Source organism: Leisingera sp. S232 (assembly GCF_049800895.1).
GTDB lineage: Bacteria > Pseudomonadota > Alphaproteobacteria > Rhodobacterales > Rhodobacteraceae > Leisingera.
Window position 1 is genome coordinate 1 of the sequence record NZ_JBNAFX010000057.1, and the last position, 14,886, is coordinate 14,886.

Sequence of the window (14,886 nt, forward strand, 5' to 3'; positions counted from 1 at the left end):
GAGATCAGCGCCGAGGACCGGTCGCAGATCACCCGTGACTTCGCCCACGAGCTGGTCAGCCGCTACGGTGTGGCCGTCGATGTGGCGATCCATACGCCGCACCGGGAAGGCGACCAGCGCAACCACCACGCCCACGTCTTGACCTCCACCCGCAAGCTGGAAGCCGAAGGCTTCACGACCAAGACGCGCGTGCTCGATTCCGCGAAGACTGGCGGCGTCGAGATCGAGCAGATGCGGGGGCTTTGGGCCGAGTTGCAGAACCGCGCCCTGGAGCGGGCAGGGGAGGTGGGTCGTGTCGATCACCGGTCGCTTGAAGCGCAGCGCGAGGCGGCGCTGGAGCGGGGTGATGCGCTGTCGGCGGAGGAGCTGGATCGCGACCCGGAGCTGAAGCTGGGACCGGCGGCCAATTCCATGGAGCGCCGGGCGAAGGCGGTGGCCGAGCGCCAGGGCCGGGAATATGTTCCGGTCACCGAACGCGGCGCTGTCGTCCATGCCGCCCGTCAGGCGCGCGCGGCCTTCCATGAAATGCGTGAGCGGCTGGACATCGCGCGGGAGACTTATGGGGCCGAGCGGGACGCGGGGCAGGGGCGTGTCTCTGCCGGTCTGGCTGCGCTCAGAGCTGCGACGGCGAAAGACCGCGACCGAGACCCGGGCGACTTCCGGGAGCGGCTGGCGCGCGTCGTGGGCCGGTCGCGGGACCAGGACGACACGCCGAAGCCAGAAAGCCGCAATTACGCGCGGGAGCGCTTGAAGGAGATCATGGAAAAGGATGCGGGGCGAGACGGCCAAGCAGCAGTTCACAAGCTGGATGGTCACAGCGATCCGGAGCTTGGCGGGGGTTCTGGGCGTGAGGAGCGCAAGCCCTCCGTTAACGAGCGGCTGAAGGACGTGTTAAACAAGCCGCGTGAGCGGCTGGAGATCGAGGATGAGCGCGATAAGGAAAAGGATCAGGAGGTCGAGAAGGATCGAGATGTCGACCGCGATCCGGGTCTCAGTCACTGACGAGGCGATGCAAGGTCGTTTCCCCGTTCTTCATAGGAATACTCGCCTGAGAGAAGCCGACACCGACCAGAAACGAAATCACGCCGGTGGCTGTCTTGAATTCGCGAACCTTTATTGCATTCTGCGTCACGCGCGTCCTGGCAGTGACAAGGATTTTCTCCTGCCCGTCGCTTCCGACAGTCCGCATGATCCAGAGACCATACCAGCTTGGACCCTTGCGTTCAGGATCGGCTTTGCACAACACTTCGACGGTGTGACCTTCTGCAGCGAGAGCGCGAAGACCCTGTTCAGTGGTCACATTCGGTTCGACATCAGCCATTAGATTCTTCGTAGAAGCTGGAGAAGGAAGTTGCCTTCTTTTGTACCTATTCTTGAGAAATAACAATATTATATTATTGGATAAGTGGTATCTCTATGCTCACTTTCGTTCTGTAATGTTGGTCTGAAAATCAAATGGGCCACCAGTCAGTGAGGCGGCCCATCTGTTGTTGGAGTTATGCGCCTCACCACTCGTTTCTACGGTGAGGCGCAAAGTGCATCAGTTGCTGATCACCTGATTGGCGAGAGCGAACTGGGCAAAGGTGTCGCGGTCCATCAGCAGCACCTGGGCAAAGTCTTCAGAATGCTCGTCAACGGGTGCCATGCCATGAGAGCCATTAGGGCCTTTCATGCCGGGCTGGCCGCGCCGACCTGTTGCACCACGTTCGCCACCTTCGCCCGGACGACCGGCGGCAAGATTGGCGGCAATTTTGACCCAATCCGGGTTGGCATCAACTTCGGCGCTGTCGGCGACGAGGTAAATTGTCACGCGCCCGCTGTCACCGGCATCACCGCCTGCGCCACCGTTGCCGCCTGTGCCGCCGGAAGCTGACTGGTGAAGAGTGGAACGGTTCCCACCGTCGCCAGCGCGACCGCCCGGCTGGCCGATACCACCATCACCACCCACGGAATTGAAGCGCACAAGTGCGCCAGGTTCCGCACCCACAAAGTACGCGGTAACCTGAACACCGTCTTCGCCATTACCGCCGCGAACACCATGTGCGCCGTTGCCGCCACGCTCGGCGCGACGGTCACACCAGTTAAAGGGGTCATAGCGGGAACAGGCGTTGCGACCGTTCTTACCAGCTTGTGCCGGGGTCTGCGTCGCATTTTCACCATCACGACCATGACCGATTACGGTCAAGTCACGAACATTACTTGCATCAAACGCGATCAGCGTGACCGTAGGTGTTGCGCCATTTCCGGAACCCTCAAGGTAACGGATCGTGCCACCATCAGAGTGAATGCGGTTAGCAGTGATCGTAACACCTGCGGGAACGAACAATGTCGCATCATCGCTAACAACGATGTCGTCAAATGTGTGGCTGCCACCCGTGAGGGTGACGGTTTCGCCCTCGCGGACGATCAAGTCGTCCGCGTTGTTCAGAGCGGGATCGCCAAGTGCAAAGGCGGAGCTCGCAGCGGCACCGATCGCAAGTGCTGCGGCAGTGGTCTTCAGGTTCTTCAACATGGTATTTCTCCCAGTTAGAAAAGAGGTCCTGGATGTTCAGGAATATTCCTCGACTTACAGGAATATTCCCAGAAGCTGTCTGGGTCAACAAAAATATTCCCAGAAGCGGCAGAAAAATTCCCAGAATATTCCCGAGACGCTAGGGAATACTTGAAATTCCCAGGAATTGTTGTAGCCTCAGTCGCATCTTTTATCCCTCCCACGGAACAAACGATGTTACCTGAGCAGACTCCCTTAGAGACCGTTGATGAAGTGCACCCAACCGAGGACGGTGACAGTGGGGGGAGTTCGAGACGACGCACGATCTACTCAGAAGACGTCATTAGAGACATCAAGCGCGAGGTGAAGCTTGTTTGGGATCGTGAAAAGAGATTCAAGAAACTAACGCAGGAGAAGTTAGCGTTAAGGCTTGGGTTAAAACAAAGCGCAGTGAGTAAACTCTTGAACGACGACACGGGGCACCCGTGGACAGTCGATAAGATAGAAAAATTTGCGTCCTATTGCGACGTACCAATTTCGGAGATCGTCAAAGATGAAGGCCTAATTGGATACTTCAATGGATGGGAAGGGCCTACGCTGCCGCCGGAAAAGAGCCGGATTGAAGAGGCGAAATCCGCGTTGAAGTCGTTCTTGGACGAGTACGGTAGGGACCTGAGTGAACCCAAACTTTTTGAGCTTGCAGGAAAACTAGCAGTTCGCGTCGAAGGGACCGAACGATCAATTGAAAATTACAACAAAGAAATCATGCAGTTACTGATATCTGAGCTGTAAGGGGCGGGCAGGAAACAGCTTTCGAAAAAGTTGGTTCGCAACGTTGCTTGGATTCCCATGGGCGTATACCTTCGCAAAGTTAAGGTAGACGCTGGGGGTGTGAGTAACTTTGACAGATTCAGTGATTGAAACGCCTGATTATTTTCAGCGTGCTCAAGAGCGCGCCCAAGAAGAGAAGCTACGCGAAAACCTCGAAAAAGAAATTTCAGCTAGGCAGGCTTTGGAACTGTTGTTCGATGGCTGTTTTGATGAGCTGGCAGAAGCTGAGCATCAAGCAGAACTTTCTGAGAAGCGTGTCGTACGAATCCGTAAGATTGTCTCAAGGCAGCGAAAGAAAATTACTGCGCTGTTGCTTCTGATCGTCGCATTATTGGGGTGTGCTGCGCTTCTATTCTACTATGAATATTTGATTTTTGTGCCTCGGTGAATTGATTTCTACATGGCTGTGCGTATTCCCATCAATGCTGATACCCCCTTCAGATTCTGAAGCCGTCGTGTTGGATGATGTCGAAGAAACGTCCAATCATATTCGGAAGAGGCAGCTTCAGATCGACTAGTCCTTCGCTTTGGGGAGCCTGGTCGGGAAAAGTTGAGGTACGTAGTACATTGAAAGATTTCTGGAACAAGATCGTATCTAATGCGAAGACGTGGCACAAAAAATTCAGGCTTCATGTCTTAGGCCTTAAAGGCAGTACAACTCCAGGGAGTGATACACGTCGCATGGCCATACGGCTTTGCATGTATTGGAGTATCGGTTCTTTTGTTTGGGCGTTACTGACTGCCACAACGGCACCGTCCGGCTACTCAGTTGGGGCTTCGATAGCTGCAGTAGCCTTCATACTGGCGAGTTCGCTTATCTTCTTTCAAATAGTGTTGCTGATGCCGTTTCGTGACAACAATGAGGACTTTCAACTCGATACTTGGAGACTGGTTTTCGACACGATGGTTTCCGCAGTCTTTATGATTTCTGTCTTCTCGGTACTTTATCGAAACGTTGGACTTATTTCCAACGGCCAGATTATTCGCCCCAGTATGTTAGACGCGATTTACTTTTCGTCGGTTACATTCTCAACTTTGGGATACGGGGATTTCGCTCCACATCCATCAATTCGGATAATAGCAGCAACCCAGGCACTTCTGGGGAATCTACATCTTGGAATGATTGTGGGGGCGACGTTCGCAGCGATTAAGCGCTGAGATCAGCCGATCATCAAAGCAACTGAGCCGACAACCATGAGCACGCCTGCCAGGGGCAGGGTGTAAGATTGGAACTGGCGATATCTTTGGTTGCTCATACTTTTTCTCCTGCGGAACATATAGCATTAGCAAGCTAAGATTGCAAATATATTAAGTGACTGCGCGTGCCAAAAACGGTCGTTTTTGGCCGCGCACCCTACCCCGCCCAAGATCAACCGCTTAGCTGTGACAAAACCCCCCGGCAAAACCTTTGCGGTTTTGGCAGGTTTTTGTCACAGTGAAGCATGATCATCGGATATGCCCGCGTCAGCACTGACGACCAAAGCGTGGATTCACAGACGGATGCCCTGTCGGCAGCCGGTGCCGAGAAGGTTTTCGCAGACAAGATCAGCGGATCGAAGCGTGCCCGCCCGGAGCTGGATAAGATGCTGGATCAACTCCGCGACAGTGACGTTGTGACTGTCACGAAGTATGACCGCCTAGCGCGGTCCCTGAAGGACCTCTTGGAGATCGTGGAAGCGATCCGCGAGCGAGGTGCCGGTTTCCGGTCCTTGGCCGAAGACATCGACACGACGACGCCGGCAGGCCGTCTAGTGTTTCATGTCTTCGCCTCAATCGCCCAGTTTGAGCGCGAGCGGATTTCAGAGCGGACCAAGGAGGGCTTGGCTTCGGCGCGCAAGCGGGGACGTATCGGCGGCAGGCCCCCTGCCCTCACTGTTGACCAAAAGAATGAGGTGCGCCGCATGCGGGATGAAGAAAGTCGCGCGATCTCAGAGATCGCGCGACTGTTCAAAGTTAGCGAAAGAACCGTCAGGCGGGCTTAGTCTGCCTCGCCAGTCCAACACCAAGCTCTACGAATGACGACTGGGTAGGTTGCTTTGAAAGCGGATCATGTCGCCCAGGATTGGGAAAATATCGTTGTGCTTGGCCCCAAACCGCATAAAGCCACCCTGGAATGACCCGATATCTCGGTTAGCCGTTCCTTCGCTTGAGGGAAGCCAGGCAGTCAAATTCTCTAGTCCTGCTTCAGCGATTTCTGACTCATCCAATTCGTAGTATCGCCAGATCGGGTTCTCGTGTGAAAAATCGATGTTCTCAATCGAGTTCAGTAGCGTTGTGAACAGCTCGCCTCCGTTGTCTGGGCGTCGGTTGCTGAAGTTCAGGTCGAACGTTAGTTTCGCAAGTGCTTTGAGAACCACTGGCTGGGCCGCAACAGTCTGTTCTTTGGCGCGATCTTCTCCGAAGCCGCTGATCTCAGAAATCTTGTGCCAGAGCTGTTGTACCACATCTTGTCGCGGTTCAACTACCGCAGGTGTGGCTCCGGAGGCGTTGGACTTGTTCAGGAATGCAAGCGACGTGACTGCCACCACATCTTTCATGGCGATCTCGCCAGAGTCTTTGGACCAGTCCTTGGTGTCTGTGTCGCTTACTCGCAGCAGTCCGTCGGCAACAATGCTCGACTTAATAAACTGGGTTACGGGGTTCGAGCTATCGAACTGCAGCGCCAGGCTGCTACTTACCCGCTTCCCGAGTTTGTTAAGGTCATGGAAAAGTTGTCTTTCTTGGGCAATATCGAGCCCAAGGTGAACTTCAACTGTCAAAGTGGCGTATGAGCGCGCGGCATCAAAGGCTTCATTCCAGACAACCATCTCATCTGGCGTAACTTCCCTACCCTTCTCCGGAAAAAGAACTGGGGCTTTAGCAGGGTACTTTCCGGATTGGCGTACCGTTTGAAGGAAGGACATGACCATTTCTGCAGCTGCGCGTCTGTGCTGTCCGTCAACAACCCACAAGATGTGACGTTCTGACAGAAATACGCGGAAGGAGGCGGTCTCTCCGCGTTCAGTTTGCAAGCGCATCCCGCGGATTCCACCGTTTCCATTGCCGCCATAGGGAATGTTGCGAATGTTGCAAACGATTGGTTGTAAGGAAAAATATGGCTGGTTCCCGAGAAGATCGAGAACTTCCTCAAATGCAGGGACGGCCTCCTTCTCCATAATCTTGCGGCGCATCAAGGCTGCAGAAACCAGTCCTCGCAGCATGTACTTTGCAAGGTTCTTGGCGTGGTTTGCATCGAGCGGACGCTGGGCAACTGGCCCTGCTTCACGATCATTTGCCACGTCGGAAATTTCATAAAACTGCCGAAATGGGACCGACATCGAGAAAACGCGATGACCGAGGTTGTGTCCGATGAAGACATTGAAAGGCGTTTCATTGATATCGCCCGCTGCCGAAAGCGCATCGAGATCGTCCAGGCCTTCACGGTCGGTGATTGGTTGGGGCATTCCGTCTAAAGATGGGTACATACTTAAATCCTCCTGATAAGTGATGTCCTGGCTTATACCTATAAAAATCCTGGTGTCAACTTAAAAATAGCCAGGAGTTGCTTTTTTATACGCCAGGCATGAAATACAAATAGTCCTGGATGATTTATATTTGATCTAGTGGTGGGGCTGACTAAGGAGCCAGTACGTACACAAGGTGGAGCAATTGGGTGCAAGCGTTTCACTCGCTGAGATCGCCAACGCTCAACGGTTCTAGAATTACTGGGATGCATTACACTCGGACTGCAACTAACGGCTGCCGATGCCCACACTCACTTAGAGAAGTGGATCAATTTTCTCTGTTGAAGAGTGTTTTTTGCGCTGAGATTGGCCGTGTGCGTAGATAGTCTTCGATTTCGCGCGCAATCGTGTCGGCCGTCTCGGGGCGTTCTCTACACTTCTCTGCCCAGCCCCGCCCCGGATGGAGTACGTCCCATCTTGGTCGCAAGCCGTTGTACCGACCTTTACCAGGATCATGATTTCCGAAACCATCGATCAGGGTATTCCAAATGGGTGAGAACCGACTGATCATCAAATTTTCCCCCAGGGGAATCCAGATGTCCTCAACAACAAGGTAGCGACAGAAGAAGTCGTCTATGTTGAGCGTCGAGGCTGCAGAGCGAATACTCTCAGCGTGTTCGTCCAACCGCTTTTTTAGGTACGGTTTGGGCTTGGCGTTGGAAGACATGCCACCTTTTCGGCCACCCGCAGGAATTGCTTTTCCGACATATATTGGTGCGCGCCACCTTCCATCCGTGTTTGCATCTGCAAGCTTGCGATAGGGCGCAAAATCGCCGGTGTAGTATATCGCGTAGACCCCTGCCCCGACGAACGATTCTAGGTTGCCAAGCTGCACGGGCTCTTTTTCTAAAAGGGCTTCGCCTACCGACGCTGCAAGATTCTCGCGGTCCAGCGGATTGAACGGATTATAGTCACTCATCAGTGCAGCTTGCCGTGCTTTGCGATCCGGGCCAAGTCAGCTTCAAGAAGCTTCTGAGCCACACTGGAGGCAACCGAATGTGCTAACATTACTGGGACAGCGTTCCCGAGCTGACGCATCGTTTCGCTCCACGCCCCATGGAATACATAGCCATCTGGAAACCCCTGTAGGCGCGCCGATTCACGCACTGTGAAGTACCGAACCTCTCCGTTCGGCTTGACCATCATGTTTTCGCCGCCAGGGACGCCATGGTCTCCAGCTTTGAGAGCCTTTGACGGCAGATCGATGGGGGAGCCGGTATGGCCTTTGTACACGCGAGCGCCTGGCTGAAACCGGTGATTAGCAATTCCTGCCGTTTGCCGCCCGTCAGACCGCGGTTCGGGAAGGGTTTGAAGAGCATCGCGTACTGTTTGCCAAGGAAGACAGCCATCGTTTGAGTTCAGCACACGAAGTCTTTCAACACGCCCTCTTAGGCGTTCGGGTACTGATCCACGCGCCCGCTTTGAAACTTGATGCCGGTCCCAGTACTCACCTGTTATCCATTGCTCGCGAAGTAGTGCGTCGAAGCTATGCGTCGGGTCAGGAAAGTTCCAATGTACGTCCTGATCCTCTCGGAAACCAACGATGAACACTCTTTCCCGCTTTTGCGGAGCGCCATAGTCAGCCGCATTAAATAGCTGGCGCGCGACATTGTATCGGACACCATGATCGCCTGTAGAAGTTTTCTCTCTCTCCAGCCGCTTCAAATGTTCTTGCCAGGTTTCCCCTGGCTTTTGAGAGATTTCCGGCATTGAGACGCGGTGCTCGATGTAAGCGACGTAGTTCGCGAACGCGGCACGGGTCAGCCCTTTTACATTTTCTATGATGAAAGACCGCGGTTTCAACCGCGCCACGACATCCGCAAACGCGGAGAACATATCCCGCTCATCTTCAAAAGCTCGATGCTTTCCGCCAATCGAGAAAGGTTGGCAGGGTGGCCCGCCAGAAACGAGATCGAGGCCAGACGGAATACTTTCATAGTCCAAATCTCGAACATCGCCACATACTACACGGAGGTCTTTCACTAGCGGAAACCCGCGGGATTTGTTTTCTTCCAAAGTCTCGCAGGCCCACTTGTCCCGTTCTATGGCTGCAACAGCATGAAAACCGGCAAGCTCTGTTCCGAGCGCCAGCCCGCCCGCGCCTGCAAAAAGCTCAATTGACTTCAGCATGTTGCCTCTCCTGTTCGGTTTGTTTCTTGGGCAGCAGATTGAGAATGGCTGCTTTTGGTTAATTTGAGGCTTCGTACTTTTCCCAAAGCAACTCAATGAGTTGCCCTTGCGTGATTCCAAGCCGTTCTGCCTCAGCCGCAATCGCCTCCCCTACCCTAGGGAAAACCTTTGGATGAAGCTGCCAAGTTCGTGGGCTTGGTTTGCGACCTGGCTTTTTCCGCGGTGTTCGATCCAGAAAACCTCTCGCCTCGCCAACTTCATCTACGCGCCGGACTTCCTCAACGGTCGTCTCTTTTGGGCGAGCCTTCAGCCCTGCAAGCCTATTTGAGCCGCTCATATACAGCCTCCGTGAACGCCTGAGCGTTTATCAACGCCTTATCAACTTTGCCGCCAGTGACCATCTCGGGATCATTCATCATCGCTGTCAGATCGCCCCCATAGGCAAACAACTCCGAGAATGCAGCGCGGGCAACTAATGACGGTTCGATTACGTCGATCCCTGCCCCACTGAGCTGTCCCTCAAGCTCCTTCTGCACCCGGCTTTTGACGGCTGCGCTAGTTTTGGTCAGCACCACGGCATGCCGGATTGACCGCCCAAGCGCTTCTTCCTCTTCGCGAACCAACGCCAGTGCTTCTGAGCCGATTTCTGCGTCGAGCGCCGTTGGCTGCATCGGTACAATCACCAGGTCCGCCTGGGAGATGGCGCGGCTGACGAGCTGGGAAGCAACCCCTTCGAGGTCCACAATGACGATCTTGCCGTCACCGTCAGCGCTCCGGATGGTCGGAACGATCTCTGAACGACCAACATCGCCCTTCAGGGTCACACCAGAAGGTGCACCATGTGATGCCCACCGAGTAAGAGACTTGTTCGGGTCGCAGTCAAGCACCGTGACATCCGCGCCCATGCGTGCGAACTCAGACGCCAGAAGAACGGCGCATGTCGATTTTCCAACCCCACCTTTGGGGCTTGCCATAACGATGACGGGCATTGCTCGATCCTGCCGCTTTGTTGTTACCAGTTTTATATCTCACACCGGAAATAAATCCAATACCAGAATTAAATCTCTTACCGGTTTTATTTCCGTAACCGGTTTTCAATCTCAAGGTCTGCCTCGCTTCTCGAACCACTTTCGACAGAACCCAATGAAAGCCCGGTCGGCATTGCGGGGCGGCTCAACACACCAGTCACGCCACTCTCGTTCCAGGAAACGAACGTCCCAACCGGGCGCTGCATGGCGCGCTTCTTCGTAGGTATCGGACTGCAGCGGTGGAATACTGCCTTCAACAAGCTGGGCAGGGGACATCGTGCCGCGATTAGTGAACACCACCATGTCAGCTTCATCTTCAAAGGTAACATGGTAATCCGGCAAATGGTCATGCTCTGCGAGTTGCCGGATCATCTGCCGAAAGCGCTTCTGTGGGCTTTGCGACCCAGTCTTAAGTAGCAACTTAGCAAGCGTGATGCGCCAGGTTTTCTGCTGCCCGCAATGTTTCCGGGCGATCTCGTACACCCGTCTTTCAATGGGCTTGCGCAGGCGGAAGTAGTCCCGGTGGAGAGTCAGTACCTCTTCGTTCCGGATTGCGTTGAAAACCCAGTCTGACAGCTTCACTTCACACCATAAGAGACGCCCGTCCAAACCGTGCTTTCGACGGATCGAGGAAGCGTCGATCAGGCCAAAGCCATCGACTTGCTCTTCATCGCCAGTGACAATGTTTGTCCTAATCCGCGTCCCTTCGAGGCGATCAAGGGCATCGAGCAGGGACTGGTATTCCCGGCCACTTGTACCCCGGTTGGTGAAAATCAGCAGCTCTCTGGAGTTGATCCGCACGCGGGGAGAGACGGCTTCGCCTTCCTTCAGCTTCGCCATGATCTGACTGATACAGTAGATCAGAATGTCCTTGTCGTAGATCGTCGCCAGACCCTTCACACTCGGCGTAATCTGCAGCCACTTGTCGCCATTCTCATAGCGCTTGACCGTCGTCTCAGGCTTCTTTGAGAGGGAATAAAACGGATGCTCCATGTGTTGCATCACGTCCTTTAGGACAGCGTCAGCCACATCACAGATGAACAGATCATGCTGCGGATGGCGATCCGGCAGGAGCGGGGCGAGGGCATTCGTGTTATCAGTTACCATGAGTCGACATTCGTGGTTTTAGTTACCGCAGTCAAGATTCGTGTTATCAGTTACCAAAAGCAGGATTTCAGTTACCAAGATTCGTGTTATTAGTTACCGGCTTTCGGGGAAATATATTATTTTTCAAGTCGTTGCGCGAATTTCGGAGCCACGTAACACAGATTCTAACACATATATAACACCCAGCTTCTCAGCCTGTATCAACAACCATCAGCACATCACCGCTCACCGCTGATAGAACACGCAGGCATCAACACCCGTGGTTGTCGTGGTCCAGGACGCCCCAAGGACAGCGCACATGGAAGCGTTGCTTGCTAAGAAACGAGGAAGCGTCACCGTCAGGACAAGCGCCAGAACGACAGCACCCAGACCGAACCATGGAAGACGGCTTTTGAAGCGATCCAGCTTCTGTTCCCGTTCCCAAAGCTGGCGCATGGTATCTGACTTGGCCTCGTCAGCTTTCCTAAGAACTTCTTGCGTGTGGTTGGAGGCCCGGAGCAGATCACCAGCCATCTGGCCAACGCGGGTGAGGGTATCGCCGATCCTGCCGTCGATGGTTGCACCGACAATCTCGCCATAGTGTTCCGGGTCGGTTTGCTTTTGAGCGGCAAAGGCGGCAGAGCGGGCTTCCGTCGCCGTCTTGTTCACCCGGTCGAGCACCCGTGTCTGATCATCCACCCGATCTGAGATGCTGGCGACAGCCGTGGCGAGCAGATCGAGCGTTTCGCGCAGATCATCGTCCGAGAGCGGGGCAGGGGAGGCGGGCGTGTCAGACATGGCGGCTTGCTTTCGGGTTATTGGCCTTCGGGCGTGAACAGTCCGGCAAATTCAGGATCGGCGTAGTAACGCAGCTTTTGCGCGACGGCGGTGGCCTGCCCCTGGACGCGCAGGAGCTGGCGAGCCGGGGGAAGCTGCATGATTTCATCGGGGGTCAGCAGATCGCGTCCCGTGAGGTTGTTCGAGAAACTGGGGCCATCGCCGGGCTTGAAGCTGTCAGTCTGGAACCCGGCGGTTTCCTGGCCGATCATCTGGCTCAGCCACTTAGCCGTCTCAAAATCATTCACGCCGAAGACCTGCTGCACCCCGGCATTGGCGATGAAGGTGTTTGCGCGGTCGCCGTAAAGGTCCTTGAGCTGGCTCATGTCCTGCAGGATCGGCCAGAGCTGGAGACCGTAGCCTGCCATCAGCCCCATAGCGCGCTCTACCGCCTCCAGACGGCCCAGGGCGGCGAATTCATCCAGGAGGAAGAGGGCAGGGGCCTTGAGGCGCTCAGAATGGCCCTCTGACGCGCCCTGAGGCCGTTCAGCGCCCCGTGCGATGTCCTGGAGGGCCTGAGAGACCAGGAGGCGCAGCCAGCGGCTGTAGGCGTCCATTCTGTTTGGGGGAAGCACCAGGAAGACGGAGGTAGTCCGGTGCCGTAAATCGGAGAAGGCGAAGTCCGAGCGCGCCAGACACTTTGCGATCCGGGGACTGTCCAGAAAATGCGTGTGCCGCTGCGCGTTCGACAGGACCGAGGCCGCTTCCCGGTCTGCTTTCCCGAGGAAGCGGTTGGCGGCGCGTGCAATAAGCCCGCCTGCCTCGTCGCTGTCCTGCATCAGCTCCAACAGCGCCCGGAGTTTGTCCGGGGGTAGGGTGAGATATTCCCGGACAGTGGCGAGGGATCGGCGGTTGCGATCCTCGTGACAGACGCAGAACATGATCAGCCCGCCGAGGATCGCCTTGGCTTCCTCGTTCCAGTGCGCTTCCGTCACTTGGCCCGGCGGGTCCATGACCAGCGCCTCTGTCAGCGAGGCGGCATCCTCGCCCAGATCGAGGCTGTCCGGTGTCAGCCTGTCGAGCGGGTTGTACGCAGCAGAGGGATGGCCGCTGACCTCAAAGGGATCGAGGACGTGGACCGTCCCGAACCGCCGCCGAGCCTCGCCAGCGATCCGGGCATTCTCGCCCTTGGGGTCAATCACCAGGACCGAGCGTTCCGCCACCAGCAGGTTCGGTATCACCGTGCCAACGCCTTTCCCGGCCCGAGTTGGGGCGAGGGTGATCAGATGCGCCGGGCCGTCATAGCGCAGGAGCCGCCCGGTGTGCGGATTACGCCCGATCAGAAGACCGCCATCTTCTTGCCCTTTGCCCCGCTCCAGCTTCTTCAGCTCCTTGCGGTTGGCAAACCGCGCCGAGCCGTGGCTGTCGCCGGTCAGTCCGAAATAGGCATCCGCACCGGAGGCCATGCGCCAGTACTGGAACCCGAAGACTGCACCCACAAACATGAAGGGACCGAAGACCAGCCACTGCCAGGCGCTTTCGCCCGGCGTCTGGTCGAAGAAGGCGAAGATGAACGGCGTGGCCACCAGAGAGCCGAGCATCGCCCCAAAGGCCATCGCTCCGATCAACCATCCGAGCATGATGGGTGTGAAGATCAACCGACCGAAGAGGCGGAACAGCCCCCCGAGGACGAGCATCACGCTCCGCATCAGGACGCGCCATCATCGGTAGGGGAAGGGGAGGGCGTCTCCCAGTCCGCGAAAGCCTTGCGATCCTGTTCGCGGGAGAGGTTGCGGATCAGCCGGTCGAGCATGGCGGCAGCACTGGAATCTCGTTCCGCCAGGTCCATGAGCGCCCCGCCCAGGATCACCTTGCGCCGTGTATCCAGCTTGCGCTGTCTAGTGGCTTCCCGGTTCTTCAGAGCTTGCAGGCGGGCCTTGGCCTGGGCGTAGCGTTTCTCGGCGCGTTCAAGCTCAGTCTCAGCCAATTTGGAAATCCACTTCAAAGAGGGCGGGTGTAAAGGTTAGGCTTGCAACAACCATCGGTAGCGCTTACCCGTAGGCCTGTAAAGGACAAGGGCGCACTTATGCAAACTCTCCACCTGCGGTTCCGAGCTTTGCGTGCGATCTCCTTGAGGCAGGGCCTCAGCCGATGGCGAACTCCGTCCGACGCGAGGCGCGCCGGAATGAAAGGCCCTCCCGGCCTCTCAAACTCTCCAGGGCCAACTTCGGCAGTTGGATCGCGCCCCGCAATGTCGCACCAGCGTCTCGCCCGATGCCCCACGGTGGGAGCCGGTCTGCCGCTGGCGTCTCCCTTTCGGGAGGTTCGTGTCGTCGGACCTGACGGTGCCGACACGAACCGGGTTTGCCCCCGGCAAACCGCCAGTGATCTGCCCCCATATCCCGCCCCCCATAAGGCTGGGGATTTGGGGGCAGATCACTGGCACGCCCGCGCCTCAGAGAGCCGTTGGCTCGCTTCGGACGGGCTGTCTTTTCCGCTCCGGCCCCAGCGTTGTGGGGCGCGGGCCTCCGGGGAAAAGACGGCTGACCCGGTGGCCCATGTTCGGGCATTGGCCGGGATCAGCAGCGGCGTGCGCGATGATCGTTCGCATCACGAAAGCGGGTAGGGCGCATGGCAAGCTACCACCTTTCCGTGAAGACGATCAAACGCAGCGCCGGGCGTTCTGCCACGGCGGCAGCGGCCTACCGCGTTGGCGAGCGCATCGAGTGCCAGCGTGAAGGCCGCGTCCACGATTACACCCGCAAGCAGGGCATCGAGGAGACCTTCATCCTGACCCCGAAAGACGCGCCCGATTGGGCGGCTGACCGGTCCCGCCTCTGGAACGAGGTCGAGGCCAGCGAGACCCGCCGCAACTCCGTCACCGCCCGCGAATGGGAGCTGGCCCTGCCGTCCGAGATCAGCGCCGAGGACCGGTCGCAGATCACCCGTGACTTCGCCCACGAGCTGGTCAGCCGCTACGGTGTGGCCGTCGATGTGGCGATCCATACGCCGCACCGGGAAGGCGACCAGCGCAACCACC

General features: G+C 56.5%; 16 protein-coding genes. 6 read left to right on the forward strand and 10 right to left on the reverse strand.

What is annotated here, in order from left to right; genetic code table 11:
• Positions 1 to 1,002: MobA/MobL family protein (locus ACP151_RS20455; protein WP_424980686.1), on the forward strand; the 1,002-nt coding region annotated here is incomplete at its 5' end.
• Here the strand turns inward: ACP151_RS20455 and ACP151_RS20460 are convergent.
• Both ACP151_RS20460 and ACP151_RS20465 read right to left on the reverse strand, forming a co-directional pair.
• Positions 992 to 1,321 (reverse strand): hypothetical protein, encoded by a 330-nt coding sequence (locus ACP151_RS20460; RefSeq protein WP_424980687.1) that lies wholly within the window; start codon positions 1,319 to 1,321, stop codon positions 992 to 994. The two genes, ACP151_RS20455 and ACP151_RS20460, sit on opposite strands and share 11 nt — an antisense overlap.
• 219 nt (positions 1,322 to 1,540) lie before the next feature.
• A complete protein-coding gene (locus ACP151_RS20465) occupies positions 1,541 to 2,512 on the reverse strand; it encodes a hypothetical protein (protein ID WP_424980688.1) in 972 nt (323 codons plus the stop codon).
• A 213-nt stretch (positions 2,513 to 2,725) separates the two neighbouring features.
• Here ACP151_RS20465 and ACP151_RS20470 point away from each other — a divergent pair, with 213 nt between their 5' ends.
• The 4 genes from ACP151_RS20470 (at position 2,726) to ACP151_RS20485 (ending at position 5,304) form a co-directional block, all read left to right on the forward strand.
• Positions 2,726 to 3,283 (forward strand): helix-turn-helix domain-containing protein, encoded by a 558-nt coding sequence (locus ACP151_RS20470; protein ID WP_424980689.1) that lies wholly within the window; start codon positions 2,726 to 2,728, stop codon positions 3,281 to 3,283.
• Between the two features lie 121 nt (positions 3,284 to 3,404).
• A complete protein-coding gene (locus ACP151_RS20475) occupies positions 3,405 to 3,710 on the forward strand; it encodes a hypothetical protein (protein WP_424980690.1) in 306 nt (101 codons plus the stop codon).
• 311 nt (positions 3,711 to 4,021) lie between these two features.
• Complete coding sequence (locus tag ACP151_RS20480; RefSeq protein ID WP_424980691.1) at positions 4,022 to 4,480, forward strand: ion channel; 459 nt, start codon at positions 4,022 to 4,024, stop codon at positions 4,478 to 4,480.
• Between the two features lie 284 nt (positions 4,481 to 4,764).
• Positions 4,765 to 5,304 carry a recombinase family protein gene (locus ACP151_RS20485; RefSeq protein WP_424980692.1) on the forward strand — a complete coding sequence of 180 codons (540 nt, stop codon included), beginning with the start codon at positions 4,765 to 4,767 and terminating at the stop codon, positions 5,302 to 5,304.
• A gap of 27 nt (positions 5,305 to 5,331) precedes the next feature.
• Here the strand turns inward: ACP151_RS20485 and ACP151_RS20490 are convergent, their stop codons facing one another.
• From ACP151_RS20490 to ACP151_RS20525, 8 genes are all read right to left on the reverse strand, one after another.
• The gene (locus ACP151_RS20490; protein ID WP_424980693.1) at positions 5,332 to 6,765 is read right to left on the reverse strand and encodes a DNA sulfur modification protein DndB; all 1,434 of its coding nucleotides are present in this window, start codon (positions 6,763 to 6,765) and stop codon (positions 5,332 to 5,334) included.
• Between the two features lie 328 nt (positions 6,766 to 7,093).
• On the reverse strand, positions 7,094 to 7,744 hold the full coding sequence (locus tag ACP151_RS20495; protein ID WP_424980694.1) for an Eco29kI family restriction endonuclease: 651 nt from the start codon (positions 7,742 to 7,744) through the stop codon (positions 7,094 to 7,096).
• Complete coding sequence (locus tag ACP151_RS20500) at positions 7,744 to 8,955, reverse strand: DNA cytosine methyltransferase (protein ID WP_424980695.1); 1,212 nt, start codon at positions 8,953 to 8,955, stop codon at positions 7,744 to 7,746. Before ACP151_RS20500 ends, ACP151_RS20495 begins: the two co-directional genes overlap by 1 nt.
• 320 nt (positions 8,956 to 9,275) lie before the next feature.
• A complete protein-coding gene (locus ACP151_RS20505; protein ID WP_424980696.1) occupies positions 9,276 to 9,944 on the reverse strand; it encodes a ParA family protein in 669 nt (222 codons plus the stop codon).
• A 111-nt stretch (positions 9,945 to 10,055) separates the two neighbouring features.
• Positions 10,056 to 11,090 (reverse strand): replication initiator protein A, encoded by a 1,035-nt coding sequence (locus tag ACP151_RS20510; protein ID WP_103912005.1) that lies wholly within the window; start codon positions 11,088 to 11,090, stop codon positions 10,056 to 10,058.
• A gap of 225 nt (positions 11,091 to 11,315) precedes the next feature.
• Positions 11,316 to 11,867, reverse strand: a complete 552-nt coding sequence (locus ACP151_RS20515) for a hypothetical protein (RefSeq protein WP_424980697.1) — start codon at positions 11,865 to 11,867, stop codon at positions 11,316 to 11,318.
• A 17-nt stretch (positions 11,868 to 11,884) separates the two neighbouring features.
• A complete protein-coding gene (locus tag ACP151_RS20520) occupies positions 11,885 to 13,555 on the reverse strand; it encodes a type IV secretory system conjugative DNA transfer family protein (RefSeq protein ID WP_424980698.1) in 1,671 nt (556 codons plus the stop codon).
• The gene (locus tag ACP151_RS20525) at positions 13,555 to 13,833 is read right to left on the reverse strand and encodes a mobilization protein (protein WP_424980699.1); all 279 of its coding nucleotides are present in this window, start codon (positions 13,831 to 13,833) and stop codon (positions 13,555 to 13,557) included. The genes ACP151_RS20520 and ACP151_RS20525 overlap by 1 nt, the downstream gene beginning before the upstream one ends.
• Before the next feature lie 644 nt (positions 13,834 to 14,477).
• Between ACP151_RS20525 and ACP151_RS20530 the strand changes: the two genes are divergently transcribed.
• A partial coding sequence (locus tag ACP151_RS20530) for a MobA/MobL family protein (RefSeq protein ID WP_424980700.1) occupies positions 14,478 to 14,886 on the forward strand: 409 nt, incomplete at its 3' end.